This window comes from Photobacterium sp. R1, assembly GCF_054600795.1.
This window is the reverse complement of the sequence record NZ_BAAHZP010000002.1, coordinates 415,804-430,542: the sequence shown is the minus strand read 5'-3', so window position 1 is coordinate 430,542 and position 14,739 is coordinate 415,804. Positions and strand designations below refer to the sequence as shown.

Sequence of the window (14,739 nt, the reverse complement as noted above, 5' to 3'; positions counted from 1 at the left end):
CTCCTGCTGGACAGGCTTCGCACTGTTGACCGAACGCTTTACACTACCTTTTTTAATCTGATGAATGTTGCTTATGCTCCGACGAAATGCCGCTGATCCTCAGCACTCAGGCGCGCTGTCGCGACAGCTTTTTTCCATGACCTGGCCGATGATGTTCGGCGTCCTTTCCCTGATGAGTTTTCAGCTTGTCGACAGTGCCTTTATCGGCCAGTTAGGCGTTCTGCCACTGGCGGCTCAGGGTTTCACTCTGCCGATGCAGATGATCATCATCGGCCTTCAGGTCGGATTGGGCATTGCGACAACAGCGGTGATTTCCCGGGTGCACGGCAGCGGGGATGAGAGACGTGCCCGGCAACTGGGTGGTCTGGTTGTCCTGACTGGCGCTGCCATTGTTGCTTTGATAGGGGTTTGCATCTGGCTGTTGCGTGGCCCGATTCTGACACTACTGAGCGCCCCAAGTGATGTATGGCCTTTGATTGACGCCTACTGGCCCTCATGGCTGATCAGCAGCTGGTTTGGCGCCATGGTGTATTTTGCATACAGTTTGTGCCGGGCGAATGGCAATACTGTGCTGCCCGGTATCATGATGGTTGTGACCAGTGTGCTGAATATGATTCTGGATCCCATTTTCATTTTCACCCTGGATTTGGGGCTGGTTGGAGCTGCACTGGCAACGATCGTGGCATTTGGGATCGGGATGCTGGTGATGTTTCCGGCTGTGATTCGCCGTCACTGGATGACGTTCAACTGGTGCGGGCTGAATATTCTCAGTTCCGTCAAAGAACTCATTCACATTATGGCACCGGCCATGCTCAGCCAGTTGATGCCGCCACTGGCTTCCATGCTGGCGACAAAACTGGTGGCTGGTTTTGGGGCCGCGGCGGTTGCTGCCTGGGCTCTGGGCTCCAGACTGGAATTCTTTTCGATTGTTGTGGTTCTGGCGTTAACCATGTCTTTGCCGCCCATGGTTGGCAGGTCTCTGGGGCGTCAGGATATGCCTGCCATCACAACGCTGATCAGACTGGCGGTGAAGTTCGTCTTTATCTGGCAGCTAGGGATTGCGGCTGTTCTCCTTGCCCTGTGTTTCTGGTTACCGACATTACTCAGCAGTGACCCATCAGTCCGTGAAATACTTACGCTTCACCTTCAGTGGGTGCCCGTGAGTTTGGGGCCTCTGGGAGTCTGTATGCTGATGGTTTCCGTCAGTAATGCGCTGGGCATGCCAATGCGTGCGCTGGTGATTTCCTGCCTGCGGCTGTTTGCCTGTTTTCTGCCGTTGATCTGGCTGGGAGCATCAATGGGCGGTATCAAAGGTCTGTTTATTGGCGCGATGTTTGGTAATCTTGCCGCCGGGATCATGGCCTGGCTCTGTTTCCAGCAGGGCATGCAGCGGGTGGTGGCGAAGTTCACACCGCGGGTGATGGCAGAATCAAACGGATAAAAACGAATCTAACCTGGAGTAATCATGAGCGGTATTTTTCCGGCAAACAGACAGCGTTTTCAAGGGATCAGTTATCTGGATATCGGACAGGGGCCAGTGCTGGTTCTGGGGCATGCTTTTCTTTGGGACAGCGGGATGTGGGCACCTCAGCTCGAGCGTCTCAGCCAGAATTTCCGCTGTATTGTGCCGGACTTTTGGGGGCATGGTGAGTCAGAACCGGCGCCTGCGGCCAGTGCGACTTTAGCCGATTATGCGCAGGTGGTGTGCGGGCTGCTGGATCATCTTGAAATTGAAACGGTTGGTTTGATTGGCCACTCAATGGGTGGCGGCTGGGCCATTGAACTTGGAGTTCAGGCACCGGCCAGAGTCAGGATACTCGTCCTGATGGACAGTTTCGCTGGTCTGGAACCGGAAGTCGCGAACCTGAGATATCAGGCGATGCTGCGTGAGGCCGGGGACAATTTAAGTTTCAGTTCCGCAATGATTGATACATGGACATCATTGCAGTTCGGTCATGATGCAGAGTATTTACATCCAGAGCTTGTTGCATCGTTTCGCCGCAGGCTGGAAAGCTGTCAGGGAGCGCAGGTGACTGCTTTAGCGCAGGCGGGGAGAATGTGGTTTGGCCGTCGGGACAGCTTTGAGGATGCAGAAATGTTTGCGCTCCCTTGCCTGCTGATGGTCGGAGCTGAAGATCGCATTCGCACTGTGCTGGAGTCCAATCTCATGCATGACGGAATTACAGGCAGTCAGCTTCAGGTCATTCCCCGTGCCGGGCATTTATGTCCGCTGGAGCAGCCTGAAATCGTGACAGAAGGGCTGTTGAACTTTTGTCAGAAAGTGATGGCATAACAAGATCATACAAAGGAATGAACATGCTAGGGATGGTCATCCGGCTTTTTCCGCTTTGGGCCGTTTTGTTGTCGGGATATGCCATGGTATATCCGGCTTTTTTTATTGAGATGAAAACGGCAATTGTGCCCTTGCTGACGGTTGTGATGCTGACCATGGGGTTAACGCTGAAGCCGTCAGACTTTCTGGATGTGGTGAAGAAAAAGCGGGCGGTGAGTGTTGGTGTGTTGCTTCAGTTCACTGTCATGCCCATGGTGGCTATCGTGGTCAGTCTGGCGTTAGGGTTTAATCCTGAACAGACCGTGGGCATGGTACTGGTGGGCAGTGTTGCCGGGGGAACCGCATCCAATGTTATCTGCTATCTTGCGAAAGGCGATGTCGCGCTTTCGATCTCCATGACCGCGATTTCAACTTTACTGGGGGTGTTTCTGACGCCTGTGCTGACCGGCGCTCTGGCCGGGCTGAGTGTTGAAGTTCCCATGGGGGCGATGCTGCTGAGTCTGGTGAAAATTGTCCTTTTGCCTGTTTTGGGCGGGGTGCTGCTGAACTGTTATGCTTCAGGTGTCACGACCCGGCTGGCTCCGGCGCTTCCTTTGCTGTCTGTATTTGCAATTGTGGTGATTATTGCGATTGTGGTGGCACTGAATGCAGGTAGTCTGGTACATGTCGGACCGGTGATGGCACTGGCTGTCGTTCTTCACAACAGCATTGGTCTCGCTGCTGGTTATTTCGCTTGCCGCCTGCTGGGTTTTAATGAAACCATCAGCAGGACGATTGCGATTGAAGTGGGGCTACAGAATTCTGGTCTGGCAACTGCATTGGCCATGAAGTTTTTCAGTCCGGTTGCAGCGATTCCGGGAACCCTGTTCTCTATCTGGCACAATATTTCCGGTTCTCTGCTGGCGGCATACTGGTCGAAAAGCAGGGCGGATAAATCTGCCGGGCAACTCGCAGGTTAAAATTGCGGGATAAAATAAGACGGGCATCGCGGATAATGTGGCAAATGGCAGGATAAATCTCTCCGTTGTGCACTGACATCGTCAGTGCACTCTATTTCCTTTCTCGTACTGTAAGCTCCAGATTCTTCTTGAATGGTATTGTGATGCCGCTCTGGCACTCATTGATCCTGAAATTGGGTCTCTGGCAAGCGACAGATATTTCGTACTGTTCGTCATTTCGTTATTCGCAATGCTTTCCAGCCATGAATTCCGCCTTCTATTTTATGTTGTGATGTACGAATGCGTACAGATGACAGCTGGTACTCTGAAATCAGATAGGGTAGAAAGACATCCTGTATCGATAATCTATGTGACAGCGTCACTATTTAATGTGGGGAAGATCTGGAAATGCAATCGACACATCGCGCTCTGATGGTTCAGGGGACAACTTCAGATGCAGGAAAAAGTGTATTGGTTGCCGGTTTATGCCGGGTTCTGGCCAGAAAAGGGATTCAGGTCGCGCCATTCAAACCACAGAATATGGCGCTGAACAGCGCTGTGACGGCTGATGGCGGGGAAATTGGCCGAGCGCAGGCGGTACAGGCGTTTGCCTGTGGGATTGAGCCTACGGTGGATATGAATCCGGTCCTGTTGAAACCAAACACGGATACCGGCGCCCAGGTCATTGTTCAGGGCAAAGCCGTACAAGACATGGATGCTATCGGCTATCAGGGTTACAAAAAGTTTGTGCTTCCCTCGATTCTCGATTCGTTTTCCCGTTTACAGCAAGATTTTGACACCGTCCTGATTGAGGGGGCGGGCAGTCCGGCAGAAATTAATCTGCGTGAAAATGATGTGGCAAACATGGGGTTTGCTGAAGTGGCGGATGTCCCAGTCATCATTGTGGCGGATATCGATCGCGGCGGGGTTTTCGCGCATTTGTACGGGACGCTGGCATTGCTATCTGAGTCAGAACAGGCGCGGGTGAAAGGCTTCGTGATTAACCGCTTCCGGGGGGATATTTCGCTGCTGCAGTCCGGACTGGACTGGCTGGAGGAGAAGACCGGGAAACCGGTGTTGGGTGTTTTACCTTATTTACACGGTTTAATGCTTGAAGCTGAAGATGCCATTACGGTCGAACAGGTGACTAAGGTTGCCAGGCCGTTGCAGGTTGTTGTTCCGGTACTGACTCGGATCAGCAACCATACTGATTTTGATGTGCTGCGGATGCACCCGCAGGTGAATGTGCATCTGGTGGGCAAAGGGCAGCCTTTACCAGCGGCTGATCTGATAATTATTCCCGGCACAAAAAGTGTCCGGAGTGATCTGGGTTACCTGCGTGAACAGGGCTGGGATCGGCAGATTGAACGCCATTTGCGCCTGGGCGGCAAAGTAATGGGGATCTGCGGGGGTTATCAGATGCTGGGTGAACTGGTTGCAGATCCCAACGGACTTGAAGGCGATGCGGGTCAGAGCCCGGGGCTGGGTTATTTACCGGTTCAGACAGTGCTGGAGCCGGAAAAACAGCTGAAGCAATCCCGGGGCACGTTAACGTTGCCGGGGCAGGCGCCGGTTCGAGTGTGTGGTTACGAGATTCATGCCGGGGTAACTTCGGGTGTCAGCGCTGATGCTGCCCCTGTCCTGCTGGAGACGCAATCAGGATCTGTGATTGAGGGGTCTGTGGGTTTACAGGGACAGGTCTTCGGAACTTATCTGCATGGCGTATTTGATTTGCCGGAAGCCTGCAATGCGATCCTGACCTGGGCCGGGCTGACTGACAGCCAGACACCTGATATGGCGCAAATCAAGGCTGAGAATATTGAAAGGCTGGCTGATGCCATTGAATCGCATATGAATTTGGCCGTAATCTGGCCGGAGTGGCAATCTGTTTTTGAAGCAGCAGAAGAGTGAATCAAATCAATCTGCTGCATATGCGTGAAAGCTTAGTAAATCATGAGGATGAACAGAGAAAAATCTGCACAGAATTCCAGGTTTGTATGCTCAGTCGTCTGGGACATACAAAATCAGGCTGAAAGTCAGCGACTCAGGCTGTAATTCATTTTCAATTACCGTTTGCACATGCCGGTTGAAGGCGATAAGTTAAATGGCTGTTGGAGTAGATGATCGGCCTGATACTGACCATATCAGGCCAGCACATGTTATTTGGAAGTAAGCAGTATGCATAAAACAGACGACGTAAGAATTAAAGAAATTAAAGAATTATTACCGCCAGTGGCTGTGCTGGAGAAATATCCGGCAACTGAAAATGCGTCTGAGACCGTATTTCAGGCCCGTCGAGCGATTCATGATATTTTGAATGACGAGGATGACCGCCTGCTTGTCGTTGTCGGTCCGTGTTCAATTCACGATCCAAAAGCTGCGCTTGAATATGGCTCCCGCCTGAAGGAACTTCGCGAAGAACTGAAAGATCGTCTGGAAATTGTGATGCGGGTTTATTTTGAAAAACCACGCACCACGGTCGGCTGGAAAGGTTTAATCAACGACCCATACATGGATGACAGCTTCCAGCTGAACGATGGCCTGCGGATGGGACGTAAACTGCTGCTTGATCTGACCGATATGGGCATGCCGACGGCGGGTGAGTTTCTGGATATGATCACGCCACAGTATATGGGCGACCTTATCAGCTGGGGTGCGATTGGTGCCCGGACGACTGAGTCTCAGGTGCACCGCGAGCTGGCTTCTGGTCTTTCCTGTCCGGTTGGCTTCAAGAACGGAACGGACGGAAATATTAAAATTGCCACGGACGCGATTGGCTCTGCCAGCGCGCCGCACCATTTCCTGTCAGTGACGAAGTTTGGCCACTCTGCGATTGTATCTACAGCTGGTAATGAAGATTGCCATATTATTCTGCGGGGCGGGAAAGAACCGAATTACAGCGCATCGCATGTGAATGCCGTGATTGAACAGCTGGAACAGGCAGGTCACCGCCAGAAAGTGATGATCGATTTCAGCCATGCCAACAGCCTGAAACAATACAAACGTCAGATGCTGGTTGCTGAAGATGTCGGCGAGCAAATTGCTCAGGGTAATCAAGCAATCTTCGGCGTCATGATTGAAAGCCATCTGGTGGAAGGTCGTCAGGATATTGTTGACGGAAAAGTCGAGACTTACGGCCAGAGTATTACCGATGCCTGTATTGGCTGGGAAGATACTGAGCAAGTTCTGCGTGAACTGGCTGATAAAGTGGCGCAGCGTCGTCAGAGAGCCTGATCTGATTTTGTGATTGTAAAGCGAGGAATTGACCGGTTCCTCGCTTTTTTATTGTTGTCAGCCCCGCGATGGCGGGTATTGTGCAAACATTTCTCCGACCTGTTCCTGAATAAAACTCTGCCGTGCTGACGGCGTCATGCTTTCTGACAGTTGTCGACGGGAAATCGAACGCCAGATCACTTTATTTGTTTTATTATCAATCAGCTCGACGATCAGTTTGCCGTAGGTATATTCACGAAAACGTACCGGCGTTGAATAGGCAATACTGCTGTATCGGTAACCCACACCAAATCCGACGGATGTGCCGTATGAATCGAAATCCGTCATTTCCCGGATGTAAGGATTTACGGTTAGATCAGCCTTTCCCTCACCCTCAGCAGGTTGCAATCCTTTATAACGTAACTCTCGTTTGATGGTTTCTTCCAGTCGATCCTTATCAAGGCTGACAATCGAGGATTGAGGCACTTCGGCGAACTGATAAGTGTGATACTGGCTGAAGTCCACGCTGGCATTGTAATCAGTCGCAACTTTAGCGCTGCATCCGCCCAGCAGAATCAGGAAACAGGGAACAAGGCTCAGTAAGGCTCGCATATCATTGTCCTCGTTGTCCGAAGGTTATCTGAACGGTACCCGCCGGATATCCGTACAGTTATCGTTTGTTTTGAGTATAGCGTTTCCGCCGATTCTATAATCAAGGCACTGAGACAGTCGTGACAGGAGTAACGCATGAGATGCGCTTTCGTTTGCCTTAGCGTGGCACTGTTCATGGCTGGGATACTGGCGCATCAGCTGTTTGCGGCTGATGAACGGCACCATCACCCGCCGATGAATATCATCAGCCTTTCCCGTGATTTCATCCGGCAGACGACTGTCATACCGCCAAATTCCCCAAAAGAGTCACCACAAGATTCTAGTCGAGAGTCCTGGCGAGAGTCACTCCGGGCAGATGCGCATGAAGATTCCCTCATCCCTGGAGTGCTGATTCATCCGGTGGAGGGTTATATTGAGTTTGAGCGTGCCTGGTGTTTTTCAACGCGATACTCAGATGAAGACTATCAGGCGCAGATCAGCGCACTCTGCCATCAGCTGGATGGACGAATGCGAGGGGAGTGGTGTACGGAAAACGTATCTGAGAATGCGCTTTTCAGTGCATCGTTCGGGACAGAGGGCTCAGTGTGTCAGGCTGGCGGCATCATTGCTGTGATTCATGCGTATCGGCCATTGTACTCATCACAGGACAAAAAATGGCAGTCTTTTGCAACCATCATGGGTTATCAATAATCGCATTGGGCTCAGAAGCTGAGTTTGTGAAATACCGGGATGTTTTTTTTCATTCTGTCTGTACACTTAACTGGACTGACCAGATATTTCACAAGGATGTAACATGACAAACTGGCAACGCCTGAAAATCACAGAAAGTGAGGGGATTGTAACGGTAGCACTGAACCGGCCGGAAAAGCTGAATGCACTGGATATTCTGATGTTCCAGGAGCTGGATAAAGTCAGCCGCTTGCTTCGGACACGCAAAGACATCCGGGCCGTGATTTTGACCGGAGAAGGCGGAAATTTCAGCAGCGGGCTGGATGTGAAAAGTGTGGCAACTTCGCCGAAAAAGGTACTTGGTTTGCTGAAAAAATGGCTGCCGGGGAATGCGAACCTTGCGCAGCGTGTGTCCAGAAACTGGCGACTGATTCCTGTGCCGGTTATTGCGGTGATTGAAGGACGTTGTTATGGGGGCGGTACACAGATTGTACTGGGAGCCGATTTTCGGTTCACGACCCCGGACGCAGAGCTTTCGATTATGGAAGTCCGCTGGGGGCTAGTGCCCGACATGGCCGGTTTGTTGTCGCTGCGTGAACTGGTTGCCAAGGATGTCGCCATGAAGCTGACCATGACCGGAGAAATTATTTCCGGGGAACGGGCACAGCAGTTAGGTCTGGTGACAGAAATCCACAATGATCCCTTGAGTGCAGCGCAGACATTTGCGTATCAGCTGTGTCAGGCATCCCCGGATGCCATTGCAGCCATTAAGTCCACGACAAACAAGAGCTGGGTCCGGAGCGAACGAGCTTTGCTTGCCAAAGAAACCTTCAGTCAGCTACGGCTGATCCTGGGGAAAAATTTCAAAATTGCCGGTATTCGTCAGCGCAATAATCCTGACAGGGCTTATCAGAAGCGCCAGTCTTTTTGGTAAATCAACAACTTTTCCTTATCTTGTGATATCAAGAGGCTTATACTTTTTAAATGAAGATATGGAGGAAAGCCTGTTGGATCAAAGTGATAAAGATGCCATCAATTTTATTGGCGCTGTCGTTGTTGTCTGTTTTGTTGTACATGTCCTGAATATGCTGATGGGCGGATATCTGATGGATTACGGTCTTCTGCCCAGACATGTCACACATTCTATTGGTCTGGTGGCTTATCCGTTCATTCATGGTTCCTGGGCGCATTTATTCAGCAATATTGTATCTTTTGCGGCGCTGGGATATCTGGTGTCGCGTTCAGGTGTTTCCCGGTTAATGGCCGTATTTCTGATCAGCTGGGCCATCAGCGGAGCCGGCGTCTGGTTATTCGGACGAATGCACTATCATATTGGTTTAAGTGGCATTATTTACGGGCTCTGGGCATATTTACTGGTGTACGCATTATTACGCCGAAGCATTAAGTCGATTGTCATTGCGATCATTGTGATGTTTTTTTACGGTTCGATGCTCGCGGGGATCATTCCGGCACACAGCTGGATCAGTTACGAAAGCCACTTGTTTGGTGTCATCGGTGGTGCATTTGCAGGTTACGTGTTTGCCAGACGTGATAAACAACGTGCGCTGGCAAATGTAGAACAATGAGGGGAAAAGATATGTTGATTACTTTTCACAGCAAAGCCAGTGCCAACATTACGATGTTTGGTCATGTCGCGAAACAGCTGCTGCATATGATGGGGTATTGCGAAAACGTCCCGGGCATTATTGATGTTGAAGACGTGCCCAAAGCCCTTGAAAACCTGCAGAAATCGCTGGTGGTGGCAAAGGCACAGGAAGACGCGCAACATGCCGCGGAAGCGGACAAAGAAAAGGATCCCTGGGATGATGCTGAGCCTGATGTCAGTATGCTGACACGGGCGAGACCTCTGATCGAAATGCTCGAGGCAGCAATTGAGGAAGAATGCACCGTGATGTGGGAATCGGACAGCTAAGCGATTCAGTGGCTAAGCATTCAACGGCTAAGCATTTAACGGTATAGCTACTCAATGACTTAGTTACTCAACGACATGAAGCGGAGCAAACGGATCGTCATCCGGATCATTTCGCCAGAGATATTCGGCATCGATTGCCACTTTCCGGGCCGCTTCTTCGCCAACGAGGAAAGTGATCAGTCCCAGCGTCATATCAAGTCCTGCCGCCGTACCGGATGAAGTAAAGGTATTTTCATCCTGTACCCATCGGGCGACAGGGCGCCAGAGGACACGGCTGTTCAGTTCACTTACCCAGTGATACTGATGTTTATTTGTTGTTGCTGATTTCCCATCCAGTAATCCAGTCTGTGCCAGCAGCGCGGAGCCGGTACAGACAGCACAATGGATCCGGGTCTTTCTGCCCTGATGCCGCAGCCACTGAATGAGCTGCGCATTTCCCAGCCCGGCTTTGACACCACTTCCGCCCGGCACCAGGAGCACATCACAGAACATGTCATCTTTGAAGCTGGCATCCGCAACGACTTGTACCCCCTGCTGACTGGCAACAGCTAAACCATTTTGTGAGATCACGGTAATACTGACATCATCTTCAAGTCCGCATAACAGGGTAATCGGCCCACTGACATCAAGCAGGTTAAATCCGGGAAATAAGGGAATCACTATACTGAGTCCGCGTTGTTTGTCAGGGGCAAGGGCTTTTGTCATTACTTTGCTTCTTTCATTCAGGGTTTACTTACCGTAAAGCATAGTTCTTCAGCCGCTTATTCAAAAAATTCGGTTCGTGAACCGGGTGATATTCGTTAAGCTGAGACTGACTTTTGAGCCAACTATACGGAAGACGAAGATGGTCCGACTCTCGATTCGAAGCTATTCTCTGCAAATGCGTGCTCACGCGCATGACTATCATCAGCTGGTGTTTCCTCTGGCGGGAAACATCACCATGGAAATGTCTGATTTCAGGGGAAAGGTTGGGCCAGGGCAGTGTATTGTCATTCCGGCAACAAGTCGCCACGGGTTTAAAGCGGATGAAAAAAGCCGTTTTCTGGTTGCAGACACAGAGCGCCTGCCAGCAGAGATGTTGCAATTGCCAAGACCGCTTTTTACGGTTTCTCCGGAGTTAGCCGCGTATTGTCATTTTCTGGATTTACAACTGTCTCGGTCTGCACAGCCGGAACTGGTGCAAAGTCTGTCGGTCTTGTTTACCGGCTTATTGGCGGATCAGAAGATGAATGTCGTTCGTGACCTTCGTATTGCCCGGGTTGTTGAAGCGCTGAACCGGGATATCAGTCTGTCTCCGCCACTGAGCGAACTGGCTGCTTTGGCCTGCCTGAGCCTGAGTCAGTATAAGGCATTGTTTAAGGCGCAGCTCGGGATGACAACGGGTCAGTATCTGCAACAGCAACGGATGCAGAAAGCCAGAGCACTGTTGTCTCATTCTGATTTGCCTGTTTCGCATATCGCAGAGCAGGTTGGCTTCAGCGATCTTTCTGCGTTCAGCCGCCGCTTTTCTGCGCACTGGGGCGAGACACCGCGACAGATCCGTCACCGTTAGGCCTGCAGATACTTCTGATTCAACTCCGGCTTTTCAAAAGAGTGAATCGGCTTTTGGGCAAAATCTGAAATACCTGTCTGCGTTATGCTGTTGGCAGTTAACAACATAGAAATCAATACGGAGTGGTGATGTTGATTGAATGGCAGGATTTTGAAAAAGTCGATTTACGGGTAGGGCAGATCGTCGCAGTAGAAGCATTCCCTGAAGCCAGAAGGCCAGCATATAAGCTTTTTCTGGACTTCGGTCCGGATATTGGTCAGCGAAAAAGCAGTGCTCAGATTACAGACTTGTATGAGGTAAACGAATTGATTGGCAAGAAAGTCATGGCAGTCGTGAATTTTCCGGCCAAGCAGATTGGCCCGTTTATGTCGGAATGTCTGGTCACCGGTTTTTATCGGGACGATGGTGCTGTGGTTCTGGCAGTGCCGGATCAGGACATTCCGGTTGGCGCGCGGCTGGGCTGATGTGCGTTGCCGTTCGGCGGGCAAAGCTGCCCGCTGATGGTGGAAACTTACTGAGAATGAATATGGCCAAGGTAAAGCTGTGTGTCGTATTCAAATGCGATGCGCCCGTTGACCTGATAAGTCTGATGTAATTGAGTGAGTGAACGGATAAGTTGAGTGTAATGGGCGGAGCCTTCCTGAGTGCAGTATGAAACCGAACGGACTCGGCCAATCAGTGCCTCCAGATCCATGCATTGGCTGTTGTCAAAGGAAAGGCGTTTCATTTCACCCGCCGCAAAGAACTGACTGATATCGTTATCGCTCAGGTTCATGTGGTTCACCCGGGCATAATCTGGACTGAATTGCCGAAGCATGGCGTCGTATTCTTGCTGAAGTGGCGATGTCAACCGACGCCTGTTCCAGATCAGAGCCAGATAAGCATCCGGTTTTGCAATGCGCTGAAATTCCAGCCGGGTTTCTTCGTTACAAAACCAGTGAAAGGATTGGGCGGCAGTAATGAGGTCAACCGAGTGATCCGGTAAGCTGATATGTTCCGCTGGCGCTTTGAGGCTGGTGTAACCGGGTTCTCCGGACAATAACTCGTCCGCAGCCTGTCGCATGGCATCATTGGGTTCAACAGCACAGACCTGAAGCCACCTGTCCAGTAAGAGGCGGGTGAGGATCCCTGTACCGGCTCCGATATCTGTAACTGTAGACCGTTGTTCTACCCCTGTGATTGTCAGAAGTGCTGTGATCATCTCCTGAGGATATCCGGGGCGGTACTTCTGGTAATCGTCTGCTCTGTCTGAAAAGCGTTCTGTCGGTTGCGTCATTCTTCTCGTCCCTGATTGATTCTCATGTTACTGATTCAACTGTAGTATTTGCTCCGGACGGTCAAACAGATATTCAGGGTGTTCGAGTTCCAGTTCTTTCTGCGAGCCATAACCCCAGAGTACCCCGGCCGATTGCAGGCCATTGTGATGGGCTGCGCTCATATCTACGGCCCGGTCACCAATCATGACGGCGTGCTGGGTAATGGTGTACCGCTGCCGCAGCCCTTCCAGTTGTTGCCACTTTTCAATGCCGATATCACCGCCGTTAATGAATTCGAAACAGCTGTCCAGTTCAAATAACGTCAGGATTTTTTTTGCAAAGTCGGCACGCTTGGAAGTACAGATCCCCATTCGGACGCCCTGATCGTGCAGGGTCAGCAGCGTTTCTTTGACGCCGTCATAGAGGGTATTTTCGGCATATCCCATGTCTGCGTACCGCTCACGATATTTAGCGACCAGGCTGGCGATAAATGGTTTCTCGTGCGTTTGCGTCAGTGCGATGAAGGTTTTATCCAGCGGCGGGCCAATGTGAGCCGCAATTGTTGCTTCCGGCAGCTCGGGCAGATCATGATGGGATAAGGCGTAATTGAATGATTTGACGATTCCCTCCCTGGGGTCACTGATCGTACCGTCCAGGTCGAACACCAGATGGTCGTGTTTCATGTTCATCTCCTTGATAGGTCTGTTAAGAACCGGATGTATTTAGTCCCAACATGAGGGTCAGGCCAAATAAGGTCCAGTCATTGATAATATGAGCGCCTGTGGATACCCAAATACTTTTGGTTTTTATGTAAGCCAGTGATAAACAGAGTCTGGCTGTTCCAATCACCAGCAGACACTGTACGAGATTCCAGTCATAGGTTGGTAAATGGGCCAGACCAAAGCACACCGCAGTGATAAACCATGCCAGGATCACGGACTGGCTCCGCGATAGTGCGCCATGCGTGTAAAAGGCATACATCAGCGCAAGAAAAGGCAGGATGGTAAAAACTTCTTCTCCAAACAACTGGGGCAGCGTTTTGAGAAAAAACAGAAATCGTTCAAAGGTGCCGGCATCTGCCAGGTGAGTCATCGCCTGATTGGGGTTGGCACCGTAGAGTTTCAGCACAAGCAGCCCAACCACCACACTGACGATGACGTTGAGGAAGCCGATGAGGAGCATCCACTTCAGATGATTACGGGTCACAGGCCGGAAAATAGCACGCCAGTGCGTTGGTGTGATTTTGGACAGACAGAACAGAGGTATGGCGAAAAACAGGATTGCAGGGATAAATTGTCCGAAGGGTGTCGAGAATAAAGGCAAAGGCGCGATGAGCACAGCAAAACCGGCTAACACGGACAGTAGGATCATCCCCCATAATACCGGCCGGATCGCTGTCGGCTGGTTATTGTAAAAAGGAAAATCATCTTTGGATGAGCCATTGAAAGCCTGATTCATCGCTGTCCTTCTTATGAGTTTGAGTGCGCATGATTGTAGATGAAAAGAGAATACTGGTCATGAATCCGTGTAATGGGCTACAGTGGCAATACATTTGATTCATCAGGATATTCTCATGCCTCTTCTCGACTGCGTGGAAGTGAACCCCAGAGTAAAACCAACAGCGTCGGTCATCTGGTTACACGGGCTCGGCTCGAACGGACACGATTTTGAAGCCATACTGCCTGAATTAAAGTTACCTGCAAATGCACCGGTTCGCTTTATTTTTCCACATGCCCCTTCAATGCCTGTGACAGTGAACGGCGGCATGGTGATGCCTGCCTGGTACGATATTCTGGAAATGGGCATCGGTCGTAAACTGGACAAAGCCCAGTTGCTTGAATCATCACAAAAGATAGCCGGATTGATTGATCGCGAGCGTGCCCGTGGGATTGCCAGTAACAGAATCATCCTGGCCGGATTTTCTCAGGGCGGCGCAGTGGCATATCAGACCGCGTTGACGTATCCGCACCCGCTGGCAGGTCTGCTGGCTCTGTCGACGTATTTCCCAACGTCCAGACGCATTGAAGTTTCACCTGCCAATCAGCATCTGCCTATCGAAGTGATGCATGGCAGTTATGATCCGGTTGTATTGCCGTCGTTAGGGAAAGATGCAGTTGATGATTTGGAAGCGCTTGGATTTCATCCGCACTGGCGTCTGTACCCGATGGAGCATCAGGTATGCATGCAGCAAGTCAAAGACATCGCGGCCTGGCTGAAGCATACCCTGCAGATTCAATAAAGATTGATGTAGCACCGGCTGTCGCTATGGCAGC

Annotated in this window: 17 protein-coding genes; 12 read left to right on the top strand and 5 right to left on the bottom strand. The window is 50.9% G+C overall.

What is annotated here, in order from left to right; genetic code table 11:
• Positions 1 to 73: 73 nt before the first annotated feature.
• The 5 genes from ACYP03_RS04990 to aroG all read left to right on the top strand — a co-directional run bounded on the left by ACYP03_RS04990 (position 74) and on the right by aroG (position 6,465).
• Positions 74 to 1,441, top strand: a complete 1,368-nt coding sequence (locus ACYP03_RS04990) for an MATE family efflux transporter (protein ID WP_330961123.1) — start codon at positions 74 to 76, stop codon at positions 1,439 to 1,441.
• Positions 1,442 to 1,465: 24 nt separating this feature from the next.
• Entirely contained in the window at positions 1,466 to 2,293 is an 828-nt protein-coding gene (locus tag ACYP03_RS04985) for an alpha/beta fold hydrolase (protein WP_459778713.1), read from the top strand.
• 23 nt (positions 2,294 to 2,316) lie between these two features.
• A complete protein-coding gene (locus tag ACYP03_RS04980) occupies positions 2,317 to 3,252 on the top strand; it encodes a bile acid:sodium symporter family protein (RefSeq protein WP_459778712.1) in 936 nt (311 codons plus the stop codon).
• Between the two features lie 387 nt (positions 3,253 to 3,639).
• Positions 3,640 to 5,142, top strand: a complete 1,503-nt coding sequence (locus ACYP03_RS04975) for a cobyric acid synthase (RefSeq protein ID WP_459778711.1) — start codon at positions 3,640 to 3,642, stop codon at positions 5,140 to 5,142.
• A 267-nt stretch (positions 5,143 to 5,409) separates the two neighbouring features.
• Positions 5,410 to 6,465 carry a 3-deoxy-7-phosphoheptulonate synthase AroG gene (gene aroG, locus ACYP03_RS04970; RefSeq protein WP_248142675.1) on the top strand — a complete coding sequence of 352 codons (1,056 nt, stop codon included), beginning with the start codon at positions 5,410 to 5,412 and terminating at the stop codon, positions 6,463 to 6,465.
• A gap of 57 nt (positions 6,466 to 6,522) precedes the next feature.
• On the opposite strand, the gene ACYP03_RS04965 is transcribed toward aroG, so the two are convergent.
• The gene (locus ACYP03_RS04965) at positions 6,523 to 7,056 is read right to left on the bottom strand and encodes a DUF4136 domain-containing protein (protein ID WP_248142674.1); all 534 of its coding nucleotides are present in this window, start codon (positions 7,054 to 7,056) and stop codon (positions 6,523 to 6,525) included.
• Between the two features lie 135 nt (positions 7,057 to 7,191).
• Between ACYP03_RS04965 and ACYP03_RS04960 the strand changes: the two genes are divergently transcribed.
• From ACYP03_RS04960 to ACYP03_RS04945, 4 genes are all read left to right on the top strand, one after another.
• A complete protein-coding gene (locus ACYP03_RS04960; protein WP_459778710.1) occupies positions 7,192 to 7,746 on the top strand; it encodes a hypothetical protein in 555 nt (184 codons plus the stop codon).
• A gap of 103 nt (positions 7,747 to 7,849) precedes the next feature.
• Positions 7,850 to 8,659 carry a crotonase/enoyl-CoA hydratase family protein gene (locus ACYP03_RS04955; protein WP_330961126.1) on the top strand — a complete coding sequence of 270 codons (810 nt, stop codon included), beginning with the start codon at positions 7,850 to 7,852 and terminating at the stop codon, positions 8,657 to 8,659.
• Between the two features lie 73 nt (positions 8,660 to 8,732).
• Positions 8,733 to 9,311: a rhomboid family intramembrane serine protease gene (locus ACYP03_RS04950; RefSeq protein WP_248142671.1), complete on the top strand. Its 579-nt coding sequence runs from the start codon at positions 8,733 to 8,735 to the stop codon at positions 9,309 to 9,311.
• An 11-nt stretch (positions 9,312 to 9,322) separates the two neighbouring features.
• Positions 9,323 to 9,658 carry a DUF1840 domain-containing protein gene (locus tag ACYP03_RS04945; RefSeq protein WP_459778709.1) on the top strand — a complete coding sequence of 112 codons (336 nt, stop codon included), beginning with the start codon at positions 9,323 to 9,325 and terminating at the stop codon, positions 9,656 to 9,658.
• Positions 9,659 to 9,721: 63 nt separating this feature from the next.
• Here ACYP03_RS04945 and ACYP03_RS04940 read toward each other — a convergent pair whose 3' ends face one another.
• Positions 9,722 to 10,363: a DJ-1/PfpI family protein gene (locus tag ACYP03_RS04940; RefSeq protein WP_459778708.1), complete on the bottom strand. Its 642-nt coding sequence runs from the start codon at positions 10,361 to 10,363 to the stop codon at positions 9,722 to 9,724.
• Positions 10,364 to 10,502: 139 nt separating this feature from the next.
• Between ACYP03_RS04940 and ACYP03_RS04935 the strand changes: the two genes are divergently transcribed.
• Both ACYP03_RS04935 and ACYP03_RS04930 read left to right on the top strand, forming a co-directional pair.
• Positions 10,503 to 11,210: a helix-turn-helix domain-containing protein gene (locus ACYP03_RS04935; protein WP_459778707.1), complete on the top strand. Its 708-nt coding sequence runs from the start codon at positions 10,503 to 10,505 to the stop codon at positions 11,208 to 11,210.
• A gap of 128 nt (positions 11,211 to 11,338) precedes the next feature.
• The gene (locus ACYP03_RS04930) at positions 11,339 to 11,674 is read left to right on the top strand and encodes a tRNA-binding protein (protein ID WP_459778706.1); all 336 of its coding nucleotides are present in this window, start codon (positions 11,339 to 11,341) and stop codon (positions 11,672 to 11,674) included.
• 47 nt (positions 11,675 to 11,721) lie between these two features.
• Here ACYP03_RS04930 and ACYP03_RS04925 read toward each other — a convergent pair whose 3' ends face one another.
• From ACYP03_RS04925 to ACYP03_RS04915, 3 genes are read right to left on the bottom strand one after another with little or no spacing between them, the layout of a single operon-like run.
• Positions 11,722 to 12,486: a class I SAM-dependent methyltransferase gene (locus ACYP03_RS04925; RefSeq protein ID WP_459778705.1), complete on the bottom strand. Its 765-nt coding sequence runs from the start codon at positions 12,484 to 12,486 to the stop codon at positions 11,722 to 11,724.
• Positions 12,487 to 12,513: 27 nt separating this feature from the next.
• A complete protein-coding gene (locus tag ACYP03_RS04920) occupies positions 12,514 to 13,149 on the bottom strand; it encodes an HAD hydrolase-like protein (protein WP_248142665.1) in 636 nt (211 codons plus the stop codon).
• A 22-nt stretch (positions 13,150 to 13,171) separates the two neighbouring features.
• Positions 13,172 to 13,924, bottom strand: coding sequence for a CPBP family intramembrane glutamic endopeptidase (locus tag ACYP03_RS04915; protein WP_330961129.1), 753 nt, complete (start codon positions 13,922 to 13,924; stop codon positions 13,172 to 13,174).
• A 115-nt stretch (positions 13,925 to 14,039) separates the two neighbouring features.
• On the opposite strand from ACYP03_RS04915, the gene ACYP03_RS04910 reads away from it, so the two are divergent.
• Positions 14,040 to 14,705, top strand: coding sequence for an alpha/beta hydrolase (locus ACYP03_RS04910; RefSeq protein ID WP_248142663.1), 666 nt, complete (start codon positions 14,040 to 14,042; stop codon positions 14,703 to 14,705).
• The last annotated feature ends 34 nt before the right edge of the window (positions 14,706 to 14,739 follow it).

Coding starts and splice junctions, on each gene's coding strand:
- ACYP03_RS04990 (WP_330961123.1), top strand. CDS start 74: ATGCTCCGACGAAATGCCGCTGATCCTCAGCACTCAGGCGCGCTGTCG.
- ACYP03_RS04985 (WP_459778713.1), top strand. CDS start 1,466: ATGAGCGGTATTTTTCCGGCAAACAGACAGCGTTTTCAAGGGATCAGT.
- ACYP03_RS04980 (WP_459778712.1), top strand. CDS start 2,317: ATGCTAGGGATGGTCATCCGGCTTTTTCCGCTTTGGGCCGTTTTGTTG.
- ACYP03_RS04975 (WP_459778711.1), top strand. CDS start 3,640: ATGCAATCGACACATCGCGCTCTGATGGTTCAGGGGACAACTTCAGAT.
- aroG (WP_248142675.1), top strand. CDS start 5,410: ATGCATAAAACAGACGACGTAAGAATTAAAGAAATTAAAGAATTATTA.
- ACYP03_RS04965 (WP_248142674.1), bottom strand. CDS start 7,056: ATGCGAGCCTTACTGAGCCTTGTTCCCTGTTTCCTGATTCTGCTGGGC.
- ACYP03_RS04960 (WP_459778710.1), top strand. CDS start 7,192: ATGAGATGCGCTTTCGTTTGCCTTAGCGTGGCACTGTTCATGGCTGGG.
- ACYP03_RS04955 (WP_330961126.1), top strand. CDS start 7,850: ATGACAAACTGGCAACGCCTGAAAATCACAGAAAGTGAGGGGATTGTA.
- ACYP03_RS04945 (WP_459778709.1), top strand. CDS start 9,323: ATGTTGATTACTTTTCACAGCAAAGCCAGTGCCAACATTACGATGTTT.
- ACYP03_RS04940 (WP_459778708.1), bottom strand. CDS start 10,363: ATGACAAAAGCCCTTGCCCCTGACAAACAACGCGGACTCAGTATAGTG.
- ACYP03_RS04935 (WP_459778707.1), top strand. CDS start 10,503: ATGGTCCGACTCTCGATTCGAAGCTATTCTCTGCAAATGCGTGCTCAC.
- ACYP03_RS04930 (WP_459778706.1), top strand. CDS start 11,339: ATGTTGATTGAATGGCAGGATTTTGAAAAAGTCGATTTACGGGTAGGG.
- ACYP03_RS04925 (WP_459778705.1), bottom strand. CDS start 12,486: ATGACGCAACCGACAGAACGCTTTTCAGACAGAGCAGACGATTACCAG.
- ACYP03_RS04920 (WP_248142665.1), bottom strand. CDS start 13,149: ATGAAACACGACCATCTGGTGTTCGACCTGGACGGTACGATCAGTGAC.
- ACYP03_RS04915 (WP_330961129.1), bottom strand. CDS start 13,924: ATGAATCAGGCTTTCAATGGCTCATCCAAAGATGATTTTCCTTTTTAC.
- ACYP03_RS04910 (WP_248142663.1), top strand. CDS start 14,040: ATGCCTCTTCTCGACTGCGTGGAAGTGAACCCCAGAGTAAAACCAACA.